The organism is Leptolyngbya boryana PCC 6306 (assembly GCF_000353285.1).
Lineage (GTDB): Bacteria > Cyanobacteriota > Cyanobacteriia > Leptolyngbyales > Leptolyngbyaceae > Leptolyngbya > Leptolyngbya boryana.
Genome location: NZ_KB731324.1, coordinates 3267139 through 3282443, shown reverse-complemented (window position 1 = coordinate 3282443; position 15305 = coordinate 3267139). Strand labels below are relative to the sequence as shown.

At 45.1% G+C, this 15305-nt stretch carries 17 protein-coding genes; 13 read left to right on the top strand and 4 right to left on the bottom strand.

Annotation, left to right across the window (positions count from 1 at the left end; translation table 11 throughout):
• The first annotated feature begins 524 nt into the window (after nt 1-524).
• The gene (locus tag LEPBO_RS0116600) at nt 525-2177 is read left to right on the top strand and encodes a GMC oxidoreductase (RefSeq protein ID WP_071596229.1); all 1653 of its coding nucleotides are present in this window, start codon (nt 525-527) and stop codon (nt 2175-2177) included.
• A gap of 103 nt (nt 2178-2280) precedes the next feature.
• Here the strand turns inward: LEPBO_RS0116600 and sat are convergent, their stop codons facing one another.
• Nucleotides 2281-3444 carry a sulfate adenylyltransferase gene (sat, locus tag LEPBO_RS0116595; protein WP_017288682.1) on the bottom strand — a complete coding sequence of 388 codons (1164 nt, stop codon included), beginning with the start codon at nt 3442-3444 and terminating at the stop codon, nt 2281-2283.
• Between the two features lie 956 nt (nt 3445-4400).
• Between sat and LEPBO_RS0116585 the strand changes: the two genes are divergently transcribed.
• The 4 genes from LEPBO_RS0116585 to LEPBO_RS0116575 all read left to right on the top strand — a co-directional run bounded on the left by LEPBO_RS0116585 (nt 4401) and on the right by LEPBO_RS0116575 (nt 6752).
• On the top strand, nt 4401-4781 hold the full coding sequence (locus LEPBO_RS0116585; protein WP_017288680.1) for a hypothetical protein: 381 nt from the start codon (nt 4401-4403) through the stop codon (nt 4779-4781).
• Nucleotides 4782-4977: 196 nt separating this feature from the next.
• Nucleotides 4978-5352 carry a class I SAM-dependent methyltransferase gene (locus LEPBO_RS37315; protein WP_081614745.1) on the top strand — a complete coding sequence of 125 codons (375 nt, stop codon included), beginning with the start codon at nt 4978-4980 and terminating at the stop codon, nt 5350-5352.
• 209 nt (nt 5353-5561) lie between these two features.
• Nucleotides 5562-5768, top strand: coding sequence for a hypothetical protein (locus tag LEPBO_RS37310; RefSeq protein ID WP_197693257.1), 207 nt, complete (start codon nt 5562-5564; stop codon nt 5766-5768).
• A 543-nt stretch (nt 5769-6311) separates the two neighbouring features.
• A complete protein-coding gene (locus LEPBO_RS0116575; RefSeq protein ID WP_144056217.1) occupies nt 6312-6752 on the top strand; it encodes a hypothetical protein in 441 nt (146 codons plus the stop codon).
• 169 nt (nt 6753-6921) lie between these two features.
• Here LEPBO_RS0116575 and pyrC read toward each other — a convergent pair whose 3' ends face one another.
• Nucleotides 6922-7950 (bottom strand): dihydroorotase, encoded by a 1029-nt coding sequence (gene pyrC / locus LEPBO_RS0116570; RefSeq protein ID WP_017288678.1) that lies wholly within the window; start codon nt 7948-7950, stop codon nt 6922-6924.
• 477 nt (nt 7951-8427) lie between these two features.
• On the opposite strand from pyrC, the gene LEPBO_RS42380 reads away from it, so the two are divergent.
• Nucleotides 8428-8670, top strand: a complete 243-nt coding sequence (locus LEPBO_RS42380) for a hypothetical protein (RefSeq protein ID WP_017288677.1) — start codon at nt 8428-8430, stop codon at nt 8668-8670.
• A 437-nt stretch (nt 8671-9107) separates the two neighbouring features.
• Here the strand turns inward: LEPBO_RS42380 and LEPBO_RS42945 are convergent, their stop codons facing one another.
• Both LEPBO_RS42945 and LEPBO_RS0116545 read right to left on the bottom strand, forming a co-directional pair.
• Nucleotides 9108-9641 (bottom strand): hypothetical protein, encoded by a 534-nt coding sequence (locus LEPBO_RS42945; RefSeq protein ID WP_154660833.1) that lies wholly within the window; start codon nt 9639-9641, stop codon nt 9108-9110.
• 68 nt (nt 9642-9709) lie between these two features.
• Nucleotides 9710-10954 (bottom strand): serine/threonine-protein kinase, encoded by a 1245-nt coding sequence (locus LEPBO_RS0116545; protein ID WP_017288674.1) that lies wholly within the window; start codon nt 10952-10954, stop codon nt 9710-9712.
• 478 nt (nt 10955-11432) lie between these two features.
• Here LEPBO_RS0116545 and LEPBO_RS0116540 point away from each other — a divergent pair, with 478 nt between their 5' ends.
• From LEPBO_RS0116540 to LEPBO_RS0116510, 7 genes are all read left to right on the top strand, one after another.
• Nucleotides 11433-11909 (top strand): hypothetical protein, encoded by a 477-nt coding sequence (locus LEPBO_RS0116540; RefSeq protein ID WP_017288673.1) that lies wholly within the window; start codon nt 11433-11435, stop codon nt 11907-11909.
• Between the two features lie 88 nt (nt 11910-11997).
• A complete protein-coding gene (locus LEPBO_RS0116535) occupies nt 11998-12501 on the top strand; it encodes a hypothetical protein (RefSeq protein ID WP_017288672.1) in 504 nt (167 codons plus the stop codon).
• A gap of 99 nt (nt 12502-12600) precedes the next feature.
• On the top strand, nt 12601-13026 hold the full coding sequence (locus LEPBO_RS37305) for a hypothetical protein (RefSeq protein ID WP_036046024.1): 426 nt from the start codon (nt 12601-12603) through the stop codon (nt 13024-13026).
• Between the two features lie 103 nt (nt 13027-13129).
• A complete protein-coding gene (locus LEPBO_RS37300; protein ID WP_017288670.1) occupies nt 13130-13615 on the top strand; it encodes a hypothetical protein in 486 nt (161 codons plus the stop codon).
• Between the two features lie 107 nt (nt 13616-13722).
• Nucleotides 13723-14220 (top strand): hypothetical protein, encoded by a 498-nt coding sequence (locus LEPBO_RS0116520; RefSeq protein ID WP_017288669.1) that lies wholly within the window; start codon nt 13723-13725, stop codon nt 14218-14220.
• A 190-nt stretch (nt 14221-14410) separates the two neighbouring features.
• Nucleotides 14411-14677 carry a YkvA family protein gene (locus tag LEPBO_RS0116515; protein ID WP_017288668.1) on the top strand — a complete coding sequence of 89 codons (267 nt, stop codon included), beginning with the start codon at nt 14411-14413 and terminating at the stop codon, nt 14675-14677.
• A 39-nt stretch (nt 14678-14716) separates the two neighbouring features.
• On the top strand, nt 14717-15262 hold the full coding sequence (locus LEPBO_RS0116510) for a hypothetical protein (protein WP_017288667.1): 546 nt from the start codon (nt 14717-14719) through the stop codon (nt 15260-15262).
• Nucleotides 15263-15305 lie beyond the last annotated feature (43 nt).

The following is a 15305-nucleotide window of genomic DNA, read 5'->3' as shown; positions in this document are numbered from 1 at the left end:
GGGTCTTGCTCCTCAAAATCACATTCGACACCCGAAATCCGGAGAATCTTGACACTGCCTTACCAATTATGAGGAATTCAACAACCGTAAAACTCCGGAGTTTGATCACCGAAAAATCTGATAAAAACCTTTCACAGTAGTAATTTCAATGATCAGCACAAGCTAACTTTACACAAATTAAACATTCTTTGATGCAAACCTAATGATCCCGGGTTTTTACATAGATTTTCTGCAAAGTTGATCGGAGTTTACAGAATCAACTTGTCCCCTAGCGTATATTCTACGTGTTCTTCCGCGCCGATCTTGAGAGCAAACTTGTGCTTTAAAGAACAAAAAGGAACAGTCGGATTGATGGGCATTTCCCGAGATGTTCATCTTCGTCTTTTCTATACGGAATGAATAGTGCTACTCACTTTATCTTTAGGTGCATTGAAGTCATTTTCGCAACATCGTTGTGAAGAAAGCTTTGCTCTATCGGAGTGAGTGTGATTGAAAGGATTCGATTTGGCAACGGAGTAGTTAGTGTGAACGTCAGTGACCTCAGAGCTTTGAAAGATAATCTGGTTATCGAAACTGATCTATGTATTGTGGGAAGTGGTCCAGCAGGACTCTCAATCGCGAAAGAGTTTGTAGGAACGAATGTTAAAGTTGTGATTTTAGAAAGCGGGGGCAAGTCAGAAGAACCTGAAACGCAAGCGCTGTATGAAATTGAAAATATTGGTGCGCCGCGCCAACTCAATCAAGATGTAATCCGCTCTCGAATTTTGGGCGGATCGTCTCATATTTGGACAGGTCGGGTGGCACCGTTTGATGAATTAGATTTTAAGGAACGATCGTGGGTTCCTTACTCAGGTTGGTCAATCTCTCGTCGTAGCCTCGATCCTTATTTAGTCCGAGGCGGCGAGAATCTGGGGATTGGTCCTCACTGTTATGATGAGCGGCTTTGGGAAAAATTTAGAGTCAATCGCCCTGCTTCGCTGAATACATCAAAGGTGCAGCCTGTGTTCTGGCAGTTTAGCAAACACGTGACAAACCGCCATGAACCAATGCGATTTGGACAAGACTTTATGCCGGAGGGCGCGCCTAATATCCAGTTGATTCTGCACGCGAATGTCACGCATCTCAATACGAATCAAGCTGGAACGAAACTGGAATCGGTTGAAGTTTCGACACTAGAAGGGAAAAAAGCCTGTGTGAAAGCTCGAGCGATCGTGCTTGCCTGTGGTGGAGTCGAAAATGCCCGGCTCATGTTGGCATCGAATCGGATTGTGCCGCATGGCGTTGGTAATCAAAACGATCTCGTTGGGCGCTTCTTAATGGATCATCCAGGCTGTGTGTTGGGCAGTTTTGACCCAGACTCGGCACAAGAGGTGCGCAATCGCTTTGGGCATTACTGGCTAGATGATGCGAAAGGGCGGCATGTGTATCTGCATGGCATTGCTTTAAGCCACAAATTGCAGGAGAAAGAGCAACTACTCAACTGTGCAGCTTATCTCGAAACGGTAGCCTCTGAAGACGATGCTTGGAACACGTTAAAAGACTTGAAGACCCGCTTAAAAGAAGGGAAAATTTCGCTCAAGTCTTACCAAACGGCTTTGAACGTCCTGACTCGTTCTCCTGAGATTGGACATGGGCTGTATCGCCGCTATTTAAAGCATCGTCCCACGATTAACAAGGCAGAAAAAGTGGAATTGTTCTGTCATGTTGAGCAGCGTCCTGATCCCGATAGCCGCGTGATGTTGTCGGATAAAGTCGATCGCTTAGGCATGCCGATTTCCAAACTGAACTGGAAAATTAGCGAACAAGAACGGCAATCTGTTCGACGCTTAGCGCATTTAATTTGTGATGAATTCGATCGCTTAGGTCTACCGAAGCCAACGCTATCAGCGTGGTTGGATCAAAAAGAAGGGTGGGAGTCGAACTTTAGCGATCGCGCTCATCCGACGGGCACAACGCGCATGTCAGATGATCCCACTCAAGGCGTGGTCGATTCTAATTGCCAAGTTCATGGCGTAGAAGGACTGTTCATTGCAGGTAGCTCTGTTTTCCCAACGGCGGGCTATGCTAATCCGACGCTGATGATTGTTGGTATGTCGCTGCGGTTAGCCGATTGGTTGAAGTTTAACTACTTACCAAGAGCACAGAGAGCGATCAAGCTAGAACAGAGCGTAGTGTAGAACGCAATCATTCGCAAATTCTGCTTCTACCCGAGGCAGAATGTCTTGCTAAAAAAAGAGACGTTGCGATCGCAACGTCTCTTTTTTAATGATGGAGATGTGATTAAACCTTCATCGCCTTCGCCAATTCTGCTGCAACTTCAGGACGTGAGAATTCAGGTGGCGGCAACTCACCCCGACGCAGCATTTCTCTCACTTTCGTCCCTGACAAGTGAATGCGTTCTTCTGGCAAACTCGGGCTGGTCTTGGTCGTCGCCATCCCTTGTGTCCGAGTGCAGTAAAACGCATGTTCAAATTTCAGAGGCTGAATGCCTAATGCACCTGGCTCAAACTCATCAAAGATATATTGAGCGTCGTATGTGCCGTAGTAGTCGCCGACTCCTGCATGATCTCGTCCCACAATGAAATGGGTACAGCCATAGTTTTTCCGAACGAGCGCGTGGAAAATGGCTTCGCGAGGTCCGGCATAGCGCATGGCTGCGGGATTGATGGCGAGAATGACTCGATCGTTGGGGAAGTAATGCTCCAACATGATTTCGTAGCAGCGCATCCGAATGTCTGCCGAGATGTCATCTTCTTTCGTTGCACCGACCAATGGATGCAAGAACAATCCATCTACCGTTTCCAAGGCGCACTTGATGATGTATTCATGCGCGCGGTGAATCGGATTGCGAGTTTGGAATCCAACCACTGTTTTCCATCCTTTTTCTCGAAATGCAGCCCGCGACACGGCTGGATCAATCTGATAAGACGGGAATAGCGGATGCGGATCACGCTCTAATAACCAAACTTCGCCTGCCAAATTGACATTGCCTTGAGCGTAAACGACCGCAACTCCAGGATGCTTTTCTTCATCGGTGCGGTAAACTTTTACGGCTTCGCGCGCTTTGTCGTATGTGTATTTCTCGCTCAACTGTAATACGCCGATATATCGTCCAGCCGAGTCATCTAAACGGACTAAGCTGCCTTCTTGTAGCGGTGCAGCAACTTCTTCAGTCACCGAAAGTGTGACCGGAATCGACCAGGGTAACCCATTGGCCAGGTGCATTTCTTCGACCACACGATCGTAATCGGCTTTGCCCATAAATCCGGTCAAAGGGCTAAATCCACCGATCGCGATCAGTTGTAGATCAGAGACTGCTCGTTCGTCTAATTGAACACGAGGCAGGAATTCAGCTTTTGAGAGGAATTCTTCGCGCTGAGCGCCAGTAACAATGCGGTTAATTAATTCTCCGCCGTGCGGTGCGATGCCGTCAGGGTGACTCATGGTATGGAAATTAAAGGGTTTAAATTTCCGCTTTTCACATCGGAAAAGTGGTCTTTATTAAAGTTAGCAGGATGTGTGCCGATTTTGTAATATCGCTGTTCAGAAAAATAGAACTGCAATCTAGTCAGCTTTTCATTCTGCGAAAGAAGATTTTGATCTCATCGAAACCAATTCAGTTGGCTGACTTTTTCGATCGACAAGGGCACGGTATTCAAGCTATCTATTCAAGTGACAAGGCGCTCATCTGCATAGCGTGCCTAAAGCTCAATTTAAAGCTCAAGTAGAACCACTTTTTCGACAAGCAATTGTTACTTAGCAAATGCTGTGAACGTTTTCTGTTGATGTGATACAAGGTCGCATTATCTATCCTAGTAAGCTCTACATCAAGCTGATAGTAGTTCTCGTTATTCTATGAGTTTGGTCTTCAATCAGCTAGCAATGCTTTTTGCTTGAATTTGATATTTGTTTTTACCACCCCAAGTCTAAGTTTGAAATCAAGCCGAAATCTTCATTGCTAGCTATCAGTTCTGTTGGAGCAGCGAATAGAGTCTCCTTGCTTCGTTGATAGTGCCCCCGCAACTACACAGCAGAACTGTTACCGTTCAAGCTAACCGGGTGAACTGGAATCGTAGGCAGACGAGAACTAGCTTTCTTGAAGAAGCAATACTTAAATTTTCCGTCTAACATGCTGTCGAGGGGTATTATGCGGAATATCAGTCGATCTGTCGATCTAATGTTCCAGAAGCCGGAATTATGCAGAAAAAATCGGTCTAATTCTCTAATTTGGGATATTATGCTGGCTTTGAGCAGTCTAAATCCCTCTAGAGGGAGCTTTCGGTCTAATGTCCAAATTTGGAGAATTAGGTGGAAAGATTCAGTCTAAACAATAGTTAGACTGAATTGCTGAATGTCTATTGATGTTCATGGTATTCGATAGAAATTAGTAATTTTATTTCATGCTTCAGCTTCTTGTTGGTATTCCATATCTTATTCTGGCATTTATACTAGGGCGCTTATCTGTTATCTATGCACGGCTATCTGGCTCATACTGGAAGCCTCTAGAAAGTCTTTACTGCAAGTTATTGCTTAGAGTTGAGCATTACATATCGTTCGGACTAGATGAGGTCGTGATTGAAATTATGAAGCAGGATTCTAATCGTCATGTAGCTGCCCTGATTGATTTATTGAATGATTCAAGTAGTGAATATGTAAACTTGGCATTTTCCACCCTGAATGTTCACTTTATGGATGACAATGTACGAGGAGTTTTAGAAAGTTTTGTAGATAGTCTTGCGTCGGAAGAAGCGAAAACCAAATATCGTAACCGTAGGCGATAGCTTTTAGGCTTGGGCCGGTTGTTCAGTTTTGTCGTCTAACAAGCTCAAGACAGACGGACTCACAAGATTGATAATGGCGGTACGCGGCTTGGAGCTGCTGCTTGAGAACGCTAGACTGCTGGAATTGTTAGTTACAACTGAGCTTAGTTTGAAGTGTGAGCAATAGAATTTAGAGAGTTGTCAGTTGAGAATCAATATGCATCCAAAGGATACCGCTACTCGATACGATCGCATTGCCTCTTGGTGGCAGACTCAGCATCAAAGCTCGTCTTATGGGATTGCACAGTTGGAGCGGGCTATCAAATTTACTCCTAAGAAGCAATTGGCGATCGATATAGGATGTGGCAGCAGCGGACGTTTTATTCAAGTCCTAAAAGAACATGGATTTCAGGTAGAAGGGCTTGATATGTCTGAGGAAATGATTGATTTAGCTAAACAACTGCATCCAGGCATCACCTTCTATCGAGCAGACATCTGCCGTTGGAACCCTCCCAAACGCTATAGCTTGATTGTTGCTTGGGATAGCACATTTCATCTGCCGTTAGAGATGCAAAAACCTGGGCGTTGCTGAATCACAGTATGTTTTCTTCGTTTGAATCGGTTGCAGCCCTCACCCTAACCCTCTCCCAAATTGGGAGAGGGAGCCAGAATTCTAGTTCCCCTTCTCCCAAATTGGGAGAAGGGGTTAGGGGATGAGGGCAGAATTCATGCCATCATTCAGCAACGCCAAAACCTGTTACACAAAAGCTATGCGATGCTCTTGAACCGGATGGCGTGCTGATGTTCACCTGTGGAGGCGGATATCGACAAAGTGAAGTTTCTGGAACGTTTCAAGGTCAGGACTTTGAGTACAGCACGCTGGGCGTAAATGCTTTCCTAAAGATTCTGGCTGAGCATCAGTGTACGTGTCTTCACCTTGAATACGATCAATATCCTGAGAATCATGTTTATATCATTGCTCAAAAGACTGGATCGACTTTGAGCTAAATCGCGATCGCCTCAGTTGAAACCCTTGCTGGGAATGTATTTTAAGTCTTTTATTCCGGGCTAAGCAGTCAAACTGCTATTTTCTCCTTGCTCAAGGAACTGCTGCTAACAGTGGGTGATGCCGAATCAAGTTGGTATGAGGCGAACTGTTAGCCTTCCCTAAAACGGTTCTTCTTTAGATCGTAAAGAGCTTAGTAAAACAAATCGAGAGTTAGAAGACGTTGGAGAAGCAAATAAGATCTCTCTAAGTTTGACTTTCATACGGCACTCCAAACCTGAATAATGTGGGTTTCCTTGTTTGACTTTCATACGGCACTCCAAACCTGAATAATGTGGGTTTCCTTACTAAAAGTGCTACTTCACCAAATCACTGAGATGCTCGCTCCACTACTCTAGGTTATCGATCATACAGTCTAGACTCTGCTATCAGATTTAGAGTACACTCATCTCCAAGACATTGAACCGACTATGCATAGACTTCAGAAGATAACAGCAACCATACTCTGCACCTATGTTAGCTTGGTAGTGCTGACGATTGTCGTCATGCTTTTATTTCAACAGGCTGGCTTGTTTTTCCTGAGTTCGTTCTTACTTGGCATAACTTTGCCAGGAGCAGTTCTGTTGCTTTTGTTGCAATGGTTTCCAGGATTAAATAGTCTAGGTGGTACTATTGCTTTATTATCAATCGGAGCGCTAATCAATCTCTCAATCATTTTTCTTTTGATTCGGCTGAGAATAAGAGAAGGTCAACTGATTCCTTTAAGGAAAAGAGTTTCCATTATTACTACACAATTGTTTAGCCCCATTGTTGGTTGGGTTCTTGCATTAGTCATCGCAATACCGATTTCAGCCTACATAGACAGAGATTGGGATGGACTCATTTTTTCTCCAGGTATGAATGCCCTCTTCTATGGGGGAGCACTTGGCGCATGTATAGGTCTATGGTTTGGCATCCTAATGTCTATTCAGGTGATGCGTGGTTAACAGCCCCTACACATTGCTGGAAAAAGCATTTTAACGGGTAAAGCCTTGTAAGGTTTCTGTATCTCGAAGCACTCGAAGGAGCGTAAGAATTTCTAGCTTTCAATGATCAAGGAACAGCATATCGATAACATACGATCGCTGACATCAATCCACGGCTCTTGTACTAAGATCACGCCATTTGCCAAGTCATTTCTTGACCTGCCCATAAAGGCACAAGCTCAGATTCCGGAAATGGAACTTCATCGGGAACACGCCAAGTCGTTTTGGTCAAAATAATATGTTCGGTATTGCGTGGAAGTTGATAAAAATCTGCTCCATAGAAGCTGGCGAAAGCTTCAAGTTTATCCAGAGCATCAACGCTCTCAAATGCTTCTGCATACAACTCCATCGCGTGCAGAGCCGAATAGCAACCCGCACAGCCACAGGAACTTTCTTTGCTATTGCGAGGATGAGGAGCGCTATCGGTGCCTAGAAAGAATTTAGGATTACCAGAGGTTGCTGCTTGCAAAAGCGCCGATCGATGTTCCTCTCGTTTCAAAATGGGCAGGCAATAAAAATGGGGGCGAATCCCACCTTGAAATAGGCTATTGCGATTAAACAACAAATGCTGTGGCGTGATAGTTGCAGCAATGTTGCTTGCCGATAGAACATACTGCACTGCATCTGAGGTCGTAATGTGTTCAAGAACGACGCGCAGCTTGGGAAACTGTTGCTTGAGTGGGATTAAATGTCGATCGATAAACACCTTCTCGCGATCAAACATATCAACCGTGTGATCAGTCACTTCTCCATGCAACAGTAAAGGCAGATCGACCTGCTGCATCGCTTCAAAAACGCGATCGCACTTGCGAATATCCGTTACCCCAAGGTCTGAATTGGTCGTTGCTCCGGCTGGATAGTACTTGACTGCTTTGACAAACTGAGAGGCTTTTGCCGCGATAATTTCTTCGGGGCTGGTATTGTCAGTGAGGTAGAGCGTCATCAGTGGCTCGAACTGTTGCCCCTCTGGAACGGCTGCAAGAATGCGATCGCGATAGGCTGCGGCATCAGCGACCGAGCGAACTGGAGGCTTCAAATTTGGCATGACGATCGCGCGGGCAAACTGACGCACCGTATGCGGCAGAACTGCTTTCAATGCCGCGCCGTCGCGTAGATGGAGATGCCAGTCGTCAGGTCGGGTAATCGTGAGCTTTTGCATTTCTCAATTATAAGACTGTGAGTGCCTCAGAAAGACATACGTTAATCGGCACAGGGAAAGGAAGATGATTTCTTGTTTTTGACTAGACGAGACTTTATTTGATGTAGAAGAATCGAGATTAAATGCTTCAGTAATATTTCGGATTCATTATCGAATAATGTATCGATCCTACGCATTCTTCATCAGAACTTTACCGATTGCGCTCGAATTTCGCCTGATCACCATCGACACTCAGCATTTGTAGCTTGTATGGTAGTAGACGGACTTCTTTCGCATACTTAGCAGGTTGCTCAATTGTTTGCAATACAAGTGTTTTTCACCCCTTTGAGTGTTTTTTATAAAACCTAAGTATGCAGTTTAATTCTTTACGTTAATCGTTTTTTATGTCCAGGTATTTTGGGAGAAACCGATGTTTCTTGAGTAAATACTGAGTGGACGACGTGTACGTAAACAAACTTAGTCCCCAGGAGAGAGTTGATGACGTTACGAGGAACTGAATCCCAGGCAAAAACTCGCCTTTTGCTGACATTGTGGGAGATGAGCAGTATTGAGACCGAAATCAAGAAGAGTGATTTAACGAGGCGGTTGCAGCGCAAAGGTGAAAAAGCCGCAGATTACCAGCCAATTTTTTCGACATTAGATAAAAATGGCGCGATCGCGTTAAAAAACAAAATGGTTCAACTCAATCCGAAAGGGCAACAACTCTTAGAGAGGGTCTAAGAGCAGAGTCGTTTGAATTTGATGCCAGTATTGGGGCGAAGACAGCAAATGCTTTGTTGAAATGGATTCGGATAAATTGTGCAGCCAGTGTGATAAATGGTAACGGGAAGAAAAGCGCGATCGCATCTTATGAGGACTTTAAGCCTGTTGCGCTGGAAGTATACGATCGCCTGAATCGTGATTTCAACCTCGATAACTTAGTGGCAATTTACCGGATTCGTCGGGAAATTGGGGAGCGAGTTGAGCGATCACATTTCAATGAATGGTTGCTAGAAATGCAGGCAAATGATGTCTTACAGCTACTTGACAAATCCCATGACAGGTCTTCGTTCAACTCGCCCCGGAATTCCATTCCAGGGCGAGCCAGCAGCGAAGCGAGAGAACTCGCCAAACTGATGTTTAATTCTGCCCATCTACTTCTCTGCTGTGAATTTAGATTACTTCGCCAACTGCTGAATCACCACTGGCAACACAGGTGCAATCTTCTTCAGAAAACTAGTGCGTTGAGACTGTGGAGCTTGTGATACTGATCCTTGAGGCGGTGCTCCAGGCGGCAGTGCTCCAGGTGGTAGTCCTTGAGGTGCTCCAAGTGGGAGTCCTTGAGGTGGTGCTCCGGGCGGCAATCCTTGTGGTGCTCCCGGTGGTATCATCGGCGCACCTCCAGGTGGCAGTATTGGAAGATTAGAGCGCATCACTTGAGAGCTTTGAGAAGATAGAATTTGACCTGGAAGTTGAAGGACTTGACCGGGAAGCTGCATCAATTGAGCAGGTAATGCACCTAACCCTTGATTCGGAGCACCTTGAGTCGGTGTTGAAGTACACAGTGCTAGACAAACTTGTCCGCCTTCGATCAGGCTAATATCCGGGAGAAGAGACTGGGCAGAAGCTTTTGACGGACTACTATAAGTTGCACTGAGTAAAATCGCTAGCATTCCACTTACTTGAACGAAAGCATGAAGGGGCTTAGACATGAGTTGACCTCTTTTACAAAATGATAAATCTGTTACTTCTATGAATCACTACGACTTGAAAAACGAGCTTATGCAACGATTCGAGATAACTTACGTTGAAATTCGATCGCATGTTGAGCATTCGGAATTTTAGCGGCCAATGCTGTGAGCAATCCCTCTGACGAAGTGACACCACTGAGAACTTCTTGAACTAAAAATCGAGCAACTGGCCCGATGTAATTGACTAACTCTCGCTCGCATTGATCAATCAATACCGCACTAATTGTTGCCTGCTGTGGTGCGATCGCGGATTGACTCACCACTGTAACCACAGGAACCTGGCTCACTAAGGTAGTATCTGAGTTCTCTAATGCTGCTAACACATCTTGAGCGGAAGCATACCGTTCACTCGGCTTGTCATTCAGCATAGTATTAAGCACTTTGGCAAAGCGATCGCTGACTTGCACATGCTTTTGCCACTGCCAGGAAAGTGTCCGAGAATCGACTAAATTCTTTGGTTCTTTTCCGGTTAAAAGTACGATCGCGGTTACTGCCAAAGCATATAAATCGCTACTAGGAAAACACTGCCCCATCCAAAGCTGCTCATGAGGTGCATACCCTACTTTTCCAACGATCGAATGCTTTCTCGAATAAGCAGGAACTTCATTAGAAAGCTGCTCGATCGTCCATTTTCCGACCCCGAAATCAATCAGCATCGGAACATTGAGATCTTGATGCAGCATGATATTGTCCGGCGAAATATCACGGTGAATGATATTACGATCGTGAATATAAGCTAGCACTGGCAGTAAATCTTTCAGCCAGTGCAGAACTTCTCCTTCAGCAAATCCTTCTCCCTGCCGTTCTCGCAGCAATGCAGAATAGGTGCGTCCTTTCACATACTCTTGCACCAGAAACAGACGATCCATTTCTTCAAAACAAGCCAGAAACTTTGGAATCTGAGGATGATCAATGTCATGCAAAATTTTAGCTTCTCGCTCAAATAGATCACGAGATTTTTCAAGCTCATATTCTTCTGTACTGTGCGGATGAAACTCTTTGACGACGCAAAGCTCATTAAACCGATGTCGATCGACAGCGAGATAAGTTCTACCGAAGCCTCCCTGACCGAGGACTCGCTGAATCTGATAGCGATTGCTGAGTAAAGATTGAGCAGAGACTTCTGATTCAGAAGAGGCAAACAGCGATCCGGTAATGTGTTCGAGTGAGCCATCGACATAGAGTTTGAGTGGAACCATCTCAGTTCTGCCGTTGGACTGCACTTTGGCGTAGACAATTCTGACAAAGGCATCTCCTGCTTGATGCTCAACCATAAAAACCTCCTGTGTGGATAATCTTGTAATCCAACGACTGGATAAATTTAGAAGCACAGTTGAGATGATTGCTGGCTTCTTCTTTTCTATGCGAATGACGAACAGGTTTTATGCAGCTCACCCTATATTAAAAGCAAGCGTAAAACTTTTCCTAAAATTGTGCAATTCATATACAGCAGCAGTTTCAAGGCTTTAAATTCAAAAATTTTCGAGCAAGCCTGCATAAGCCACAAGAACAGGTCGTAGTTCAGAGTGTGAGAGGAAACAAAGCAAATCACTCAAATCTGACTCACTCGAACTAACAAGTTCAGCAATAGATTCGACAACGCAGAACAACACTGAATGTGTCACAAAAAATAGACCAAAAGATTCAGAGCTGCATAAATCGAAAAACGAGTCGTAGAGAAGAGTGAACCGCTAAAACAACCTCTCAGGTTCAACTCAAACACACACTTTATTCAACAAGGGACAACGAACAATGACTACTGCAAAAGCAATCAAAACTTCCTTCTTCGGTTTAATGTCTGCTGTATTGATGACCGCTCCTGCTTTCGCTCAAAACGCAGCTTCGGTCGTTCAACAATCCAGCCAAGGCACAGAACAAGCTGGAGTCGGAAACGTTTCGGTGCAAGGCAACTTACAAACGGCTGATGTGACTCAATTGAGTTCACCCGTGTATCCTTACGGCGCCAGCATCAACGGCGCAAACGTGATTCAAGGCAACTCTCAACAAGCAGGTCAAATTGGCTACGGCAACACCAACATTCAAGGCAACGCAACCAGCGCAACGGTAACGCAAGGAACACCGACTTCTCCTTGGTTCCCCGGCTATCCGACTCCGGGTGTGAATGGTGCAAATGTCGTTCAAGGCAGCCAACAAGGTGCATTTCAATTCGGTGGATTCAACAGCTCTGTTCAAGGCAGTGCAACGGATGCAACCGTAACCCAACACTAAATTTCACAACCGGGTTTCGCCGATTCCCCACTCGCTAAAAATCGGCAGACTCACTTCACACTCTATTCAACAAAAGGAAAAACTCATCATGTCTGTTAAATCAATCAAACTTGGCGTGATCGCATTGTTAACTTCTGTTTGTGGCTTCGCAACGGCTCCCGCTTTCGCTCAAAATGCAGCTTCGGTCGTTCAAACTTCGGATCAGAGCACCACTCAAGTCGGTAGCGGTAATGTATCTGTTCAAGGAAACGTCCAAACTGGAGTTGTCACTCAAAATGGTTCGCCTTACTACGGAATTCAGTGCTTTGCTGCACCCTGCCCAACTGCTGGAATCAATGGCGCAAGCGTGATTCAATCGAATGATCAAAATGCCACTCAAATTGGTCATGGCAACACTTCGATTCAAGGCAACTCTGCTACTGCCAATGTCTTCCAAGGTAGCGCTCCCTACTATCCTTACTATCCCTCTAATCCTACGAACATCAATGGTGCAATGGTCTATCAAGGCAATGTGCAAAATGCAGGTCAGTATGGCTATGGCAATACCAGTGCTCAAGGCAATGCAGCTACCGCCGTTGTAGGTCAGCACTAAGCTCAAGATTTACCGCTCAAGATTCACCCAGGTTTGCCGATTCCTGATGCAAAAAATCGGCAGGTTCCTTTCCTCTCTCCCAATTCTGGAGTCACACTCATGCTTAAGTCACTATCAATTGGTCTTCTCTCTACAGCAGCTTTCTTGCCTTTCGCACCTGCATTTACGTCGTCTGCTTCTGCTCAATGCGTCATGCTTGATGTCTCGAATCAGTTAGCTATTCATGGATCGCAAACCCCTTCCACTCAGCAAAATAATGTGGGCATGACTGCAAATGGTGGATGTGTTGGTGGTGCAGCAGTCACGACCAATTCTCAAACAGCAGTCACACCGGGTACCGCTACGCAAATTCGCAATAGTCAATCGACAATTACAGATGGAATGCAGGGAGTTCCAAATGTTCCAGGCATTGGAGGTCCGACGATTCAGATTCCAGTCAATACTCAAGTTGATGTTTATAGTCCTGCGCTCGATCCGACCTTTATGCATCGCTTTAGTGGAATTCCACAAACAAACATGGGTTAAGTGCGACTCATGCCTTGCCTAAAAATATGCCCCACAATTCAGGAGCGACTCCATCCGATCTCCTGAATTTCTGTGACGGTGATTGTACTTTGGAGGACTCTTTATGAATTCGCAATTATTACTCAGATCGAGCTTTGGAACGTTCTGTGTGTTCTCGCTGTTGGCTTGCCAGAGCAGTTTTGCTCAAACTTCGCTTCAAATCCGCAATAACAGTATGGTGATTCAGTCTAATGGGCAAACAACCCTTTTGAATTCTTCCTTGCAAAGCAATCGGCAACGAACTTCGGTCACGCTCAGATCAACAGCGCTAAAGCAACCGTGTTGGTTAACTGTGTCGATCGCAAAAGGACAACTCGGTGGACAAATCAAAATTGGAGACAAAGTGATTCAATCGTTGAAAGGCTCGCGAACTGTTGTTAATCTGGCTCCTTATCTCTCCCGCGGAACCAAGACGATCGACATTTCCGGCAAATATCAGCCCGCGCGTGGAGCGCTACGCATTGAATTTTCAGGGGCAGGAACTCAAGTTTCACAGCAAGCAAGTGGCACAGGCACGTTTAATCACAGTTTGATTGTCAGCGTCCGTTAGATACAAAAATCAACGATCGATAGACTCAATCGTTAAACGATCGTTGATTTTTGACGAATTTCTCATTTCTTGATCTTAAAAATAGAAATAAAACTTTTCTAATCACGATGAAACGACTTCTAACAACTTTTGTTTCTATTGCGTCTGGAATCGCCACTGTCCAATTCATTCACAATCCGGTCTGTCTTGCCCAAACCGCGACGAGTAATCAAAACAGCACCGTTGGAGCAAACTCAAACTTCAACCAAGTGTTGCAAAACAATCCACAAGTTCCCATCAACAGCGTCAACACCACCAATATTCGCGTTCCTAATATCTACCCGCTACAAAACCTCCCGAATGCCTATGTCAATACGGAGAATGATTTTGGGATGAACTTGTCAGTTGGTGTCAATACATTAGATGCCTCGAATGTCACCGTTTATTTAGGCTTGATTTATCAACCAGGACGCAGTGCAGATCATCAAGCCCGCATGGCACGACTCCGCAAAGAGACGGAAGTGTTAGAAGTTCAGAAGAAGAACATGGAATCAAATTTAACCCTGCTTCAGAAACAGATTGAAGAAGCAAACCTGCGCTTGCAGAAACTGCAAAAAACACCTTAATTTGGACATTTATCCGCAGCGATCGTCACTAAAAATGACCCTAGCAACTGCCCATTCATCAGGATTGCATCACCTGATCACTCCCCAGGGTTGCGAGGTCGTAGAACTACACCAAAACCAGGGGTTTTCCACACCCGACAGTCGCTTCTAGGTTTGCGAAGATGATGTTGTCGATTGAAAGAGCGCCATCATGAAGAAGTTCCTAGTTCAGCCCCTCTACAACTGGTATCGCGCCCTTCTGCGGAATTCTAAATATCGTTGGATTGTGGTTGCAGGTAGTTTGCTCTATTTGATTAGTCCACTTGATTTCGCAACTGATGTTGTTCCAGTTCTAGGTTGGATTGATGATGGTGTTGTGATTACTGTACTCGCAGCCGAAGTTACTCAGATTCTAGGTGAACAACTGAAGAATCGTAAAACCAAAGCGAACAAGGCTGATTCAGTCGTAACCACTTAAGTCGATCGCCACTCTATCACTTCATGCGGAAGGTTAACTATGTCTGACTCTCTTAAAGATCGCCTTAAGACGGATCTGCAAGCCATCAAAACAGAAGGCGGAAACCGAACATCTCGAATTCGCGAAATCATTCAGACTGCCGCGACCCAATCGATGACAGAACTGAAAGAAGGTATGGGTGAAATTCGTGCGACTGCCAATCAAAGCATTTCAACAGTTGCTCAAACATTGAATGATGCAGAAACGCCTGAAAGTTCTGAAGCACCTTCCTTTTCAACCATTTTCAAAGGGTTGGGGAAACGGCTTGTGAATCAATTGAGAAGTCAGCTTGTTAACCTAGATGCAAAGTTGGCAACTCAATATGGAAATCGGTATGAAACGGTGAAGCAACGCATCGGATTGTTCCAACTTTGGTACGACAAAACGAAGGCGAATGCAGAAGCAAGTGAGATTGATCCAGTGCAGCAAAAGCAAGCAGAGATCGAACTCAAGATTGCTAACCAGGGTGCATTTGTTGCCCGAAAAGAGCAGCAAATTCGGCAGCAAGTCAAAGAATACCTGAATACCGTAATCTCTAAATCCTAGAACTTTCAGAGGTGCGCCAAGCTTTTACAGCTCAATCTCTACG

Bases quoted from the DNA above. Each gene is read 5' to 3' on its own strand.
- sat (WP_017288682.1), bottom strand. From the start codon at position 3,444: ATGAGTCACCCTGACGGCATCGCACCGCACGGCGGAGAATTAATTAAC.
- LEPBO_RS0116585 (WP_017288680.1), top strand. From the start codon at position 4,401: ATGCTTCAGCTTCTTGTTGGTATTCCATATCTTATTCTGGCATTTATA.
- LEPBO_RS37315 (WP_081614745.1), top strand. From the start codon at position 4,978: ATGCATCCAAAGGATACCGCTACTCGATACGATCGCATTGCCTCTTGG.
- LEPBO_RS37310 (WP_197693257.1), top strand. From the start codon at position 5,562: ATGTTCACCTGTGGAGGCGGATATCGACAAAGTGAAGTTTCTGGAACG.
- LEPBO_RS0116575 (WP_144056217.1), top strand. From the start codon at position 6,312: ATGCTTTTATTTCAACAGGCTGGCTTGTTTTTCCTGAGTTCGTTCTTA.
- pyrC (WP_017288678.1), bottom strand. From the start codon at position 7,950: ATGCAAAAGCTCACGATTACCCGACCTGACGACTGGCATCTCCATCTA.
- LEPBO_RS42380 (WP_017288677.1), top strand. From the start codon at position 8,428: ATGACGTTACGAGGAACTGAATCCCAGGCAAAAACTCGCCTTTTGCTG.
- LEPBO_RS42945 (WP_154660833.1), bottom strand. From the start codon at position 9,641: ATGTCTAAGCCCCTTCATGCTTTCGTTCAAGTAAGTGGAATGCTAGCG.
- LEPBO_RS0116545 (WP_017288674.1), bottom strand. From the start codon at position 10,954: ATGGTTGAGCATCAAGCAGGAGATGCCTTTGTCAGAATTGTCTACGCC.
- LEPBO_RS0116540 (WP_017288673.1), top strand. From the start codon at position 11,433: ATGACTACTGCAAAAGCAATCAAAACTTCCTTCTTCGGTTTAATGTCT.
- LEPBO_RS0116535 (WP_017288672.1), top strand. From the start codon at position 11,998: ATGTCTGTTAAATCAATCAAACTTGGCGTGATCGCATTGTTAACTTCT.
- LEPBO_RS37305 (WP_036046024.1), top strand. From the start codon at position 12,601: ATGCTTAAGTCACTATCAATTGGTCTTCTCTCTACAGCAGCTTTCTTG.
- LEPBO_RS37300 (WP_017288670.1), top strand. From the start codon at position 13,130: ATGAATTCGCAATTATTACTCAGATCGAGCTTTGGAACGTTCTGTGTG.
- LEPBO_RS0116520 (WP_017288669.1), top strand. From the start codon at position 13,723: ATGAAACGACTTCTAACAACTTTTGTTTCTATTGCGTCTGGAATCGCC.
- LEPBO_RS0116515 (WP_017288668.1), top strand. From the start codon at position 14,411: ATGAAGAAGTTCCTAGTTCAGCCCCTCTACAACTGGTATCGCGCCCTT.
- LEPBO_RS0116510 (WP_017288667.1), top strand. From the start codon at position 14,717: ATGTCTGACTCTCTTAAAGATCGCCTTAAGACGGATCTGCAAGCCATC.